The organism is Enterococcus sp. AZ009 (genome assembly GCF_050548785.1).
Classification (GTDB): domain Bacteria; phylum Bacillota; class Bacilli; order Lactobacillales; family Enterococcaceae; genus Enterococcus_D; species Enterococcus_D entomosocium.
The window spans coordinates 1134364-1147548 of record NZ_CP172960.1; the positions used below are offsets into that span (position 1 = coordinate 1134364).

7 protein-coding genes and 1 other annotated feature are annotated in these 13185 nt (G+C 44.5%); of the genes, 5 read left to right on the top strand and 2 right to left on the bottom strand.

Annotated elements, in window-relative coordinates:
• Window positions 1-12: 12 nt before the first annotated feature.
• The 5 genes from IGJ74_RS05310 (at window position 13) to IGJ74_RS05330 (ending at window position 11263) form a co-directional block, all read left to right on the top strand.
• Window positions 13-795 carry an RNA-binding protein gene (locus IGJ74_RS05310; protein WP_016613826.1) on the top strand — a complete coding sequence of 261 codons (783 nt, stop codon included), beginning with the start codon at window positions 13-15 and terminating at the stop codon, window positions 793-795.
• Window positions 796-815: 20 nt separating this feature from the next.
• Window positions 816-1571 carry a DivIVA domain-containing protein gene (locus tag IGJ74_RS05315; RefSeq protein ID WP_005237274.1) on the top strand — a complete coding sequence of 252 codons (756 nt, stop codon included), beginning with the start codon at window positions 816-818 and terminating at the stop codon, window positions 1569-1571.
• Window positions 1567-1795 (top strand) — a binding site (T-box leader). It overlaps the preceding gene by 5 nt.
• Window positions 1796-2154: 359 nt before the next feature.
• Window positions 2155-4950, top strand: coding sequence for an isoleucine--tRNA ligase (gene ileS, locus IGJ74_RS05320; protein WP_218193174.1), 2796 nt, complete (start codon window positions 2155-2157; stop codon window positions 4948-4950).
• 366 nt (window positions 4951-5316) lie between these two features.
• Window positions 5317-9822, top strand: a complete 4506-nt coding sequence (gltB, locus tag IGJ74_RS05325) for a glutamate synthase large subunit (RefSeq protein WP_087664393.1) — start codon at window positions 5317-5319, stop codon at window positions 9820-9822.
• Window position 9823: 1 nt separating this feature from the next.
• Window positions 9824-11263: a glutamate synthase subunit beta gene (locus IGJ74_RS05330; RefSeq protein WP_218193175.1), complete on the top strand. Its 1440-nt coding sequence runs from the start codon at window positions 9824-9826 to the stop codon at window positions 11261-11263.
• An 83-nt stretch (window positions 11264-11346) separates the two neighbouring features.
• Here the strand turns inward: IGJ74_RS05330 and vanS are convergent, their stop codons facing one another.
• Window positions 11347-12477, bottom strand: a complete 1131-nt coding sequence (gene vanS, locus IGJ74_RS05335) for a vancomycin resistance histidine kinase VanS (protein WP_303393847.1) — start codon at window positions 12475-12477, stop codon at window positions 11347-11349.
• Entirely contained in the window at window positions 12467-13162 is a 696-nt protein-coding gene (gene vanR-C / locus IGJ74_RS05340) for a vancomycin resistance response regulator transcription factor VanR-C (RefSeq protein WP_034872470.1), read from the bottom strand. Before vanR-C ends, vanS begins: the two co-directional genes overlap by 11 nt.
• Window positions 13163-13185 lie beyond the last annotated feature (23 nt).

The following is a 13185-nucleotide window of genomic DNA, read 5'->3' on the forward strand; positions in this document are numbered from 1 at the left end:
GGGTGGTTATCGGTGAACGCAAATGTCTATCAACATTTTCGAAACGATGAACGCCCTTTTATTGATTCCGCTCAAGGATGGATCGAACAAGTGCAAATGCAGTATGCGCCTTACTTGACTGATTTTTTAGATCCGAGACAAGCGTATATCTTAGAAAGCTTGATTCGTCAATCAACGGATTTAAGTTTCCGCTTTTTTGGTGGATATGAAGCTGCTGAGAGACGACGTTGTTTGATTTATCCCGATTACTATGAGCCCACCACCGATGAGTTTGACATGACTTTATTTACGATTCAATACCCGAAAAAATTTACGGTGTTGAGTCATGGAAAAGTTTTAGGCACATTAATGGGGACTGGAGTCAAGAGGGAATACTTTGGAGACATTCTTTCCGATGGTGAAATATGGCAAGTATTCGTTGCTACTGAAGTCAGTCATTTTATTCAACTACAAGTGGATAAAATCGGCAACGTATCGGTACGTTTGGAAGAAACGAAATATACCGATTTGATCGTGCCTAAAGATGGCTGGACCGAGGAAAGAGAAACGGTTAGTTCATTGCGTCTTGATACAGTGATCTCCGCCGTGTACAACATCTCACGCCAACGTTCGAAACAGTTGATCGAATCAGGAAAAGTAAAAGTAAACTGGACAGAAGCATTACGACCAGATTTTGTTCTGGATTTACTGGATATCGTTTCAGTAAGAGGATTTGGTCGGATTCAAATACAGGGGTTAGAAGGAACCACGAAAAAAGAAAAAGTTAGATTGTTATTAGGTGTATTACGTAAATAAATCAAAGAGGTGTATAGAATATGGCATTAACTCCATTAGACATTCAAAATAAAAACTTTTCAGTAAAAATGAGAGGCTACAATCAAGACGAAGTCGATGACTTCTTGGATATGATCGTTCGTGATTATGAAGAAGCCGTTCAACGCAATCGTGAGTTAGAAAAATCGTTGAAACACGCAGAAGAAAAACTTGAATATTTCAATGAATTGAAAGATGCCTTGAATCAATCCATTATCGTGGCTCAAGATACGGCGGATAAAGTAAAAACAAGCGCAAGCAAAGAATCAGAAGTAATCGTTACTTCTGCTCAAAACCGTGCGGATGAAATGGTTGCTACTGCAGAAAAACATGCGCATGCCTTGATGACCTCAGCGGAAGAAAAAGCCAAAGAGATTTTGACGGATGCAACCGACAATGCCCGTCAATTGGCGACAGAAACAAATGACTTGAAGAAGAAAACCAGAGTCTTCCATAACAACTTATTAGTTATGTTGCAAACGCAATTAGAACAAGTGAAGAGTCCTGAGTGGGAAGAAATTTTGGCGCCATTTTCAAGCTATGTACAAGATTCCCACCAAGTGATCAGAGAAGTTTTGTCAAAAGAACTTGACAGTGAAAATGGTTCTGGAGTAAACTCAGAAGCAGTGGAAACATTTGATGTGGACATTGTTGAATCAGATGAAAAAATCGTTGATGTAAGTGAAAGCCCTGAAGTGAAAACATTAGATGATGCGAGAAACTTATTAGACGAATTGAACAAGACAGATAACAACTAAGACACAGAACAGAAAAATTTCTTATATTTTTCAAGCGAGTTTGGGAGAGTGGAAGCCAAATAAAACTCTGTAAGAAATCAGATCATCTGTGAGTTGCGTTCTTGAAAGAGCTGACTTTTCAAAGACTCGAGTAGAGAACGACGCCTGATCCCGTTACCGATCATCAAAGAATTGTCAACCGACAATAAAATTTGGGTGGTACCACGAACACGTTCGTCCCTTACCAGGGACGGACGTGTTTTTTGCTGTGAATCACTGCGATTGGTCCGCAAAGCGGAACAGAGCAGATGATGAACAGTACTAGGCGACCGCCGGGAGCGTAGTAACCAAACGAGGAATCACTAGGATTGGTCCGCAAAGCGGAACAGAGCAGATGATGAACAGTACTAGGCGACTGCCGGGATCGTAGTAACCAAACGAGGAATCACTAGGATTGATTTTTAAAAATCAGTGAGACCTAAACACAAGGAAGTCATGGCAACCTATCCATTTTGATACGTTCAATAGAAGCAATCGGTTGATCGAGTCGATGGATTTTGAAACTATACCAAAACGTTGAGAGACGAAAAGGAGCGAAACAAGAATGAAAATGAAAGAAACACTGCATCTTGGAAAAACCGCTTTTCCAATGCGAGGCAACTTGCCGAACCGCGAAGTGGATTGGCAAAAAGAATGGGAAGAAAATCAATTGTATCAACGTCGTCAAGAATTAAATGAAGGCAAGCCAACCTTTGTCTTACACGATGGCCCTCCCTACGCGAATGGAAACATCCATATTGGACACTCATTGAACAAAATCAGTAAAGACATCATCGTACGTTCCAAATCGATGTCAGGTTTCCGTTCACCTTATGTACCTGGTTGGGATACTCATGGTTTGCCGATCGAACAAGTACTGACCAATAAAGGGATCAAGCGCAAAGAAATGAGCTTGGCAGAATATCGGAAAAAATGTGAAGAATATGCTTTGACACAAGTGGATACACAAAGAGCTGATTTCAAACGTTTAGGCGTTTCTGGTGACTGGGATCATCCATATATCACATTGACACCAGACTATGAAGCAGCAGAAATCCGCGTGTTCGGAAAAATGGCAGAAAAAGGCTACATCTACAAAGGATTGAAACCAATTTACTGGTCACCATCTAGTGAATCATCATTAGCAGAAGCTGAGATCGAATACAAAGATGTGAAATCACCATCGATCTATGTGGCTTTCCCAGTAGCAGATGGCAAAGATTTGCTTGATTCAGATACATCTTTTGTTATCTGGACGACGACGCCATGGACCTTACCAGCGAATCTAGGAATCTCTGTGAATCCAACCTTTGCCTATGTTCAAATCTTGGCCGATGGCCGCAAATTCGTCGTGGCAAAAGATTTATTAGAAACCGTGACGAATGAGATCGGTTGGGAATCTGTCGAAGTATTACAAGAATTGGCTGGCGATCAATTGGAAAAAATGACGGCAAAACATCCTTTTTATGATCGTACGTCTCTATTGATGTTAGGGGACCATGTGACATTGGATGCCGGTACTGGTTTGGTCCACACTGCACCAGGACACGGGGAAGATGACTACATCGTCAGCAAAAAATATGGTCTAGATGTCTTATCACCAGTCGATAGCCGTGGGGTCTTCACAGAAGAAGCACCAGGATTTGAAGGGGTCTTTTATGACAAAGCCAATCCAATGATCACTGAGCTTTTAGAAGAAAAAGGAGCCCTACTAAAACTAAACTTCTTTACTCACAGCTATCCACATGATTGGCGGACGAAAAAACCAGTCATCTATCGGGCAACACCACAATGGTTTGCGTCTATTGATAAGTTCCGCCAAAATATTTTGGATGAAATCGAAAAAGTAGATTGGATCATTCCATGGGGCAAAACTCGTTTATACAATATGATTCGCGACCGCGGCGACTGGGTGATCTCTCGTCAACGTGCGTGGGGCGTTCCGTTGCCAATCTTTTATGCAGAAAACGGCGAAGCCATCATTACGCCTGAAACGATCGAGCATGTGGCAAACTTGTTTGCTGAACATGGTTCAACGATTTGGTTTGAAAAAGAAGCAGAAGAATTACTGCCAGCTGGCTTCACGCATCCGGGCTCACCAAATGGCAAATTCTCGAAAGAGACTGACATCATGGATGTTTGGTTTGATTCAGGTTCTTCTCACGAAGCCGTGTTACGTCAACGTCCAGAATTGACGTTCCCAGCTGACATGTACTTGGAAGGTTCTGACCAATATCGTGGGTGGTTCAACTCAAGTATCACGACTAGTGTTGCGATCAATGAAGTCGCACCATATAAAGCCGTCTTGTCTCAAGGTTTCACCTTAGATGGCGAAGGTCGCAAGATGAGTAAATCTCTTGGTAATACCATTGCACCAGAAAAAGTGATCAATCAAATGGGTGCGGACATTTTGCGTCTTTGGGTCAGCAGTGTTGACTACGAAGCGGATGTCCGAGTGTCTATGGATATCTTGAATCAAGTGTCAGAAGTCTATCGGAAGATTCGCAATACCATGCGTTTCTTATTAGCGAACACGAGTGATTTTGATCCAGCAAAAGACAGCGTACCTTTTGAAAACTTGCGTTCTGTCGATAAATACATGATGGTTCGTTTGAATCAAACGATCAAAACGATTCGGGAAGATGGCTATGAAAAATATAACTTCTTGCATATTTACCGGACAGTCATCAACTTCTTGACAGTCGATATGTCTTCCTTCTATTTGGATTTTGCAAAAGATGTCGTTTATATCGAAGCTGAAAATGATTTCCAACGCCGTGCCATGCAAACCGTCTTTTATCAAACAGCGGTTGCATTGACGAAATTATTGACACCGATCATTCCGCATACCGCAGAAGAAATCTGGTCACACTTGAAAGAAGAAGAGGAATACGTACAGTTAGCGGAGTTCCCTGGCTATGATACATTTGTTAACCAAGAAGAACTGCTCGATCTTTGGCGGGCCTTCCTTGATTTCCGTGACAATGTCTTAAAAGCATTAGAAGAAGCGCGTAATGCAAAATTGATCGGAAAGTCCTTTGAAGCGAAAGTCACTGTTTATCCAACTGAGCCAGTTGCGGCATTGCTAAAAGCTATCGATTCAGATATTGCACAACTGCTGATCATTTCACCAGACTTCTTAACGATCAAAGAAGTCGGTGAAGCAGCTCCTGAAGCGGCATATCAATTTGAGGATGTGGCGATCTTAGTTGAAAAAGCCGAAGGGGAAGTATGTGAACGTTGTCGCCAAGTCCGGGTAGATGTTGGTGTAGAAGAGCAACTGCCAACACTTTGTGGGCATTGTGCAACCATCGTCAAAGAAAACTATCCCGAAGCAGTTGCAGAAGGCTTTGAAAAATAAAAGAACGAAAAAAGATGACCCCATTGCGGGTCATCTTTTTTTGCGCTTGCTCATTCTTATTCCTTGAGAATGGGAGAAAAACGCACGTTTCTGACATGAATATGAGAAAATAGGTGTCAATTGATAACGATTCTCATTTGTTTGCAATAATTTTTCGACAGTTTATTGTATAATAAAAAAACCTTACTAGACGAAGTTTCTTCCTTAAGGTCTGTAGGCAATTGTTTGTTCGAGATAGAGTATTTCACTGTCAACAGAAGAAACCAACGAGCTCGGATCAAGTAAAAAAAACTTGCCAGATAGAAAAACAGGTTGTAAACTGTTAAAAATCGGAATATTCAGAATATTGAAAGAAAGTGTGATTCCATGAGTGATTTAGAGATGATGAGGAAAACGAACCAAACGATGTACGATGCCGCTTTTGAAAAAGATGCTTGTGGGATGGGGTTTATTGCACAAAAAGATGGTCGCTATTCCCGAGAACTTGTGCAAAATGCCTTAACAATGTTAGAACGGATGAACCACCGAGGGGGAACTGGCGCTGAACCTGACACAGGTGACGGAGCTGGAATTTTGATGGCAATGCCTGACCCATTTTTTCAACAGCGAGCAAAAGAGGCCGAAATCTCATTGCCTGAAAAAGGCGCCTATGCTGTTGGGATGTTTTTTTTACCGAAAGAAAAGCTCCGAGCAGCACAGGTCCAAGAAGAAGTAACTAAAGACATTCAACAAATGGGTTTTACCGTTTTATGGCAACGGGATGTGCCTTATGATTATTATCAGTGTGGACCGGGGGCGCAAAAAGTCATGCCCTCATTTGTGCAAGTCTTTATTGAAAAACCTGTCGATGTAGCTGCTGGCCGTCTCTTTGAAGATCAGCTTTACCGGCTACGACGTAAACTGGAAAAAACGTATCATACCGATGAGTTGTCTATCTGCAGCTTGTCCAGTAAGACAGTTGTTTATAAAGGAATGCTGCATGCCTATCAAGTTGGCTTATTTTTCAAAGATCTTCAAAGCCCAGAAATGACCTCTTGTATCGCATTGACCCATTCTCGTTTTTCAACGAATACCTTTCCAAGCTGGAGTCGGGCGCAACCTTTTCGTTTCTTAGCCCATAATGGCGAAATCAACACGTTACGCGGGGCAGAAAATTGGATGCATGGACATCAAATCGAAGTCTATGATGATGAAAATTCTGATTCGGCGAAACTAGAAAATTGTATGGAATATTTGTACCGTCAAGGGCGAGATATTCCTCAAGCACTGTTGATGATGGTGCCAGAAGCGTGGTCCAAAGAAGCTGGCTTGTCACCGGAGCTGACAGCTTTTAATGAGTACAACGCAAGCTTTATGGCTCCTTGGGATGGACCGGCAGCTTTATGTTTTACCGATGGGGATTTGGTAGGGGCTGCACTCGATCGAAATGGGTTACGGCCATCTCGCTACTCGATCACGAAAACTGGTTTTGTGGTCGTGGCATCTGAGTCAGGCGTTGTGGATCTTCCAGCATCGGAAGTGATTGAAAAAGGGGTGCTTGGACCAGCAAATATGTTTTTGGTGGATACCAAAAAAGGGGTGATCTTACGCAATCAAGAAATCAAAGCTCATTATGCGAATGCCCATCCTTACCAGGAGTGGCTAGCGGATCACTTATTGACACCAGAGCTGCTTCCTGAGACTGAGAAGCAGGAGGAAACAGCAGATGATGCGATCCAGACCCTTTGGAAACGAAATGGTTACACGGATGAGATCATTCGCACGTTGATTTTACCAATGGCTCAAACGGGAGAAGAACCAGTGATCTCCATGGGGTTTGATTCACCCTTAGCTATTTTGAGCGAACGTCCCCAATCCTTGTTTACGTACTTCAAGCAACAATTCGCCCAAGTGACCAATCCGCCAATCGATGCGATTCGCGAAAAATTGGTGATCGGAACCGAGCTGTTTTTAGGTCGAGATGGGGATGTTTCAAAGGACATTCGAATCAATTGTAATAAGCTGAAGATTGCTAGTCCGGTGTTAAAAACGAGTGAATATGAAAAAATCAAACAGTTAGATCAAAATGGTCAAAAAGCGGCTTTACAGTCGATTCTTTATGATTATGTACCAGAAAACGGGGCAGCTTTGCAACAAGCGTTAGAAGCGCTTTTTAAAGAGACGGAGCAAAAAATCGATTCTGGGGCAACGATCGTCATTTTAAGTGATCGGGAAGTCATCCAAGCGCAAGAAGGAAAAGTGGCGATTCCGATTCTCTTGGCGGTATCAGGTCTGCACAATTACTTGGTGCGAAAAGGCAAACGTTCCTTGGCATCAATCGTTGCGGATACTGCGGAAGTCTGTGAGGTCCATCATTATGCCATGTTAGTCGGCTACGGAGTAAGTGGGGTCCACCCTTATGGGGCTTACCAGACATTGGCGCATTTTGAGCTTTCAGAGAAGATCGAAAGTTACCGTAAAGCATGTGAAAAGGGCATTGTCAAAATCATGTCACGAATGGGGATTTCAACGATCGCCGGTTACCATGGGGCGCAATTGTTTGAAGCTGTTGGTATCTCTGAGAAAGTCATCTCCGAATACTTTACCGGCACGGTTACTCGTATCGGTGGACTTTCATTAGCGCAAATCGAGCAAGAATACTTAATGCGTTATGAAGCGGCGTATGGCGAGAAACGCGTGGATTATCTTGATTCGGGCGGTAGTTTCCAATACAAAGCCGACGGGGAACATCATCTGTTCAATCCAAAAACGATCTATGGGTTTCAAAAAGCTGTTCGTACAGGCAGCTATGCGCTTTATAAAGAATATGCGGCGGAGATGAACCAAGACGCGTTAGAGAATCCAACGACCCTCCGTTCTATGTGGACTTTTGGGAACACGAGACGCAGTATTCCTTTAGCTGAGGTGGAACCTGTTGAAACGATCGTCAAACGGTTTAAAGTCGGCGCGATGTCTTACGGCTCTCTAAGTGAAGAGGCGCATCGCTGTATTGCTGAAGGGATGAATGCGATCGGTGCAAAATCCAACAGTGGAGAAGGTGGAGAAAATCGGAATCGTTTCAAACCAGTGAAGGGCATTAACTATAACAGTCGTATCAAACAAGTAGCTTCTGGCCGTTTTGGTGTCAATGCCGAATATTTAATGAGTGCGGACGAACTCCAAATCAAAATGGCCCAAGGGGCAAAACCTGGTGAAGGTGGTCAATTGCCAGGCAACAAAGTCTTCCCATGGGTAGCGGAGATTCGTGGCTCAACACCTGGTGTCCGACTGATTTCGCCGCCACCACATCACGACATTTATTCGATTGAAGATCTAGCCCAGCTGATCTATGACTTAAAGGCAATCAACCCGTATGCCCGCATCAATGTCAAATTGGTTTCTAGTACAGGTGTGGGTACGATCGCTACCGGTGTCGTCAAAGCCGGTGCAGACGTAGTCGTGATCTCAGGCTATGACGGTGGGACCGGTGCTTCTCCGAGAAATTCGATTCGGGATGCTGGCTTGCCTTGGGAGATGGGGCTTGCAGAAGCCCATCAAACGTTAGCTATGAATCATTTGCGGCAGCGAATGACCTTAGAGACAGATGGAAAATTGATGACGGGGCGTGACATCGCCATTGCTGCTCTTTTAGGAGCAGAAGAATATAGCTTTGCCTCTTTAGCGCTAGTTGCGATTGGTTGTGTCATGATGCGAGTTTGCAGTATCAATACATGTCCTGTCGGCATTGCTACACAGAACCCAGCGTTGCGCAAATTTTTCGCAGGGAAACCTGAGCACATCATCAATACGATGTACTTTTTAGCAGAAGATTTACGGGAAACGATGGCCGAGCTAGGGTTTCGCACGATTGATGAGATGGTAGGACACGCGGAATTGTTGACACCACGCTTCGTTGCCAAAGGCAAAGCAAAATCATTAGACTTTTCCAGAATGATTGGAACGACGATCCCGATCGAACGCAAAGTGACGGACCCATTCCTTGAGAAACGACAGTGGCCAGAGTTAGACGCTTTTGCCCAAGCAGCTATCGATAACAATCAAGAAATCGTTATGAATCATACGATCAATAATGTTCAACGTTCAGTCGGCGCTCGTTTAGGGGGCTGGATCGCAGAACGCTTTGGCAATTACGAAGTAACGCCAGGTTTGTTGCAGTTTACGTACCGCGGCATTGCTGGACAAAGTTTTGGGGCGTTTGCCACCCAGGGCATCCAGTTGAAACTGATTGGCGAGGCCAACGATTATGTAGCCAAAGGACTGAGTGGTGCCCGTTTGATCATTGTTCCGCCTGATGATGCCGCTTATGACGCAGAGCATTCACCGATTGTCGGTAACGTTGCTTGTTTTGGGGCGAATCGGGGTGAAGGCTATTTCCGCGGCATTGCTGGCGAACGCTTTTGCGTCCGTAACAGTGGAGCCAAAGTCGTTGTAGAAGGTGTTGGGGACCATGGCTGTGAGTACATGACTGGCGGTGTCGTGGTAATTTTAGGAAAAACCGGCCGCAACTTCGGTGCTGGAATGTCCGGTGGCGTGGCGTATGTTTACGATCCCGATCAAACCTTTGCTGATAAATGCAATCGGGAAATGGTTGATTTGTACCGGATTGGTGAAAGCGGTGATGACCATCAGCTGAAGGAGATGATCCAGCAGCATTTTGCCTATACAGATTCATTGAAGGCGGCTGAGATTCTAGAAGATTGGGAAAATCAGCAGCAACATTTCATCAAAGTCTATCCGACAGAGTACCATCAGATGATCCAAGCAACGGAGACTTTGGCTGAGCAAGGATTTATCGGGGAGGAACTTGTGACGAAAGCTTTCGAAGCCGTCGTCGGTCCACAATTGACTATTCCAGGAAAGGAGCGCGACTAATATGGCAGATCCATTTGGTTTTTTAAAGTACCCAAGAGTAGAAAATCCTACCCGACCGGTTTCAGAACGTATCCAAGACTGGCAAGAATTACAGACGCCATTGCCTGAAAATGAGCGTCAAGAGCAAGCGGCGCGCTGTATGAATTGTGGCATTCCTTTTTGTCATACGGGTTCTTTTTACGGCGGGCAACGGGCGGTTTCAGGTTGTCCCAATGACAACCTGATTCCTGAATGGAATGATCTGGTTTATCAAGGGCGTTTCCAAGCCGCCTTTGAGCGTTTAGCCAAAACCAATCCACTACCAGAAATGACAGGGCGTGTCTGTCCTGCTCCATGTGAAAAAGGCTGTACCGAGGCACTGAATGGATCAGGTGTCACGATCCATGACAATGAACGTTTTATTATCGATACTGCTTTTGAAAACGATTGGGTCAAAGCTTCCGGGTTGCCTCAAGATGCGACTGGTTTCAAGGTGGCCATTGTTGGTAGTGGACCGGCTGGTTTATCCGCTGCTTGGCGCTTGAATCAACTAGGACATCAAGTGACGGTCTATGAACGCAGCGATCGCTTTGGCGGTTTGCTAATGTATGGTATCCCAAACATGAAATTAGACAAAGATGTCGTGCAGCGACGTATTGATCTAATGGCAGAGCTAGGCGTGACCTTTGTCGCTAATACGGAGATCGGTCGTGACTTATCAGCAGAAGAATTGTCCGCTCAGTATGATCGGGTCATTTTGGCAACAGGAGCTAGTGTTCCTCGTGACTTGAAGATTCCAGGTCGTGAATTGACTGGGGTGCAATTTGCAGTCGATTATCTGACGGAAGCAACCAAAGATGTCTTAAAGCATGGCAAAGCGGCAACAAGTAATAAACTTGCTGGCAAGCACGTCGTCGTGATTGGCGGCGGCGACACTGGAAATGACTGTATTGGTTCAGCGATTCGGCAAGGAGCCGCTTCTGTGCGTCAATTGGAGATCACGCCCCAACTGCCATTGACACGTACCGACAGCAATCCCTGGCCTGAATACCCAATGACAGCCCGCACAGGCTATGGGCAAGAAGAAGCGGCTGAAGTCCTGCAAACACAAGTGACGTATCATGGGGTGTCCACAACAGCCTTTATCGGCGCCGAACGCGGCCAGTTGATCGCCATCGAAACGGTCTCAGTAGATCAACAGTTTCAGCCGATCCCTGGCACAGAGCAAGTGATCAAGGCGGATTTGGTTTTGTTGGCAATGGGCTTTGTTGGTGCAGAGACCCAACTCTTCGATGCCTTTGGTGTGCGAGAAGTGTACGATGATTACACGACGAACAATGAACGAGTGTTAGTCGCAGGAGATGCTAAAAGAGGACCGAGTTTAGTCATCTGGGGGATTCGCGAAGGACGCTTAGCGGCAGAAAAAGTCGATCAAGCGTTACGATCATTGGTGTATCAATAAGCAATCAATAAAAAACAACCTGAGCAGCTCTTCCTCCCTCTGAATTAGAAGGGGAACAGCGAAATGCTCAGGTTGTTTGCCTGTTAAGCAGTTGGTTCAGATGGATGGGGCTTTGACCGCTGTTCATTTTTTTCCATTGCTGCCTTCGGTAGGCGAATCGAAAAGACGATGGTTTCGTCACGGCTTTCCGCCCAGATTTTTCCACCTAATGCTTCAACGATTTCTTTGGCGATCGGCAGCCCCAGACCGGTCCCACCCGTCGCTGTTGCTCGGGAAGCATCCATGCGGTAGAAAGGCTCAAAAATCAAGCCGATCTTTTCAGCTGAGATCGTTTTTCCTTGATTGGTCAAACGAATCAGGATATCATCAGATTCGCTGATGGCTAACCGCAAAGGGGAGTTAGGATAGCTATAATTGATGGCATTGCGGATCAAGTTATCAAAGACGCGTTCCATCTTCTCTGTATCGACAGTCGCATAGACTTTTTTCTGCAGCTGCAGTTGCCAATGAAGGTTTTTTTCTTCTAACAGCGGCAAAAATTCAAACGTCAACTGTTCCAGCATCAAGCTCAGATCCGTGGTTTCGGTCTGTAAGGCGATCGTTGTAAGATTAAAACGGGTGATTTCGAAAAACTCGCTGATCAATAATTCTAGCCGCTGGGCTTTTTGCAAGGCGATCTTGGTATAGCGTGCGCGTAGTTCGGAAGAAAGCTGCGGTTCTTCTTCTAGAAGTGTCAAATAGCCGATCACACTGGTCAAAGGTGTGCGTAAATCATGTGCGAGATAGACGATCAAATCATTTTTCCGCTGCTCTGCTTCTTTGGCAGCTCGTTGATCCTGTAGATTTTTTTCCCGCAACTGGTTCATTTCTTCTTGCACGTCGATCAGATTGCTGGAAAGAACGATTCGCTTCGTAGGTTCAGCAATCAATTGATTCGTGGCTTGAATCGTTTCATTCAAATAGCTGATGGCTTTACTCATATAATAAATCGTTGTGCTCACCCAAATCAGCAAGGCACCGATCGCTAGACAGACGAGCCAATAATCAGCAAAAAGCCGTAATATTTGATAAATGGGCTCATAGCCGTACCAAACCCTCAATCCTGCTACAAAGCGAACAGTTAAAGGGATCAGAATCAAAAGGAGCATTAAAACACCTGTGGTGATAAAGTATTGAGTCAAAAGTTTCCGGATCAATGGACTTCTATTTTTCAATGATATAGCCGACCCCCCATACAGTTTTGATTAATTTCGGTTTGCGGGGTTGTTCGTTTAGCTTTTCCCGCAGACGGGCAATATGTGCCATCACTGTGTTATTGTTATCTAAATATTTTTCTTTCCAGACTGCTTCAAAAAGAGTTTCCGAGGCAACGACCGATCCTTGGTGTTCAAATAAGTAAAGCAGGATTTTAAATTCGATGGGGGTCAAGAAAACCTCTTTGCCATAAAGAAAACATTGGTGACTGTTGATTTTCAACAGTAAGCCTTCCTTTTCGTATTCTTCAATCTTCTGCGGAACAGCTGACTGATTGTATCGTTGGTATCGCCGTAGTTGCGTTTTGACCCGAGCAACAACTTCTAATGGATTGAAGGGTTTCGTCACATAATCATCTGCACCTAGACTTAGACCGGTAATTTTATCCAGATCTTCTCCTTTGGCAGTGAGCATCAGTACTGGAAAAAAGTGGGTTTTGCGAATGGTCTGTAACAGCTGAAAGCCGTCGATATCCGGCAGCATCACATCTAAAACTGCCACATCGACTGTTTCTTTTTCGAGATAAGCCAAAGCACTCGTTCCATCATAAAAAGGTTCCACTTGAAAGCCTTCATTCCTTAGAAACGTCGTGACTAACTCGGCGATTTCTTTTTCATCATCAACAACAATTATTTTTTCTGCCATCCTTGATTCACTCCAACTATCTA

Coding starts and splice junctions, on each gene's coding strand:
- IGJ74_RS05315 (WP_005237274.1), top strand. CDS start 816: ATGGCATTAACTCCATTAGACATTCAAAATAAAAACTTTTCAGTAAAA.
- ileS (WP_218193174.1), top strand. CDS start 2,155: ATGAAAATGAAAGAAACACTGCATCTTGGAAAAACCGCTTTTCCAATG.
- gltB (WP_087664393.1), top strand. CDS start 5,317: ATGAGTGATTTAGAGATGATGAGGAAAACGAACCAAACGATGTACGAT.
- IGJ74_RS05330 (WP_218193175.1), top strand. CDS start 9,824: ATGGCAGATCCATTTGGTTTTTTAAAGTACCCAAGAGTAGAAAATCCT.
- vanR-C (WP_034872470.1), bottom strand. CDS start 13,162: ATGGCAGAAAAAATAATTGTTGTTGATGATGAAAAAGAAATCGCCGAG.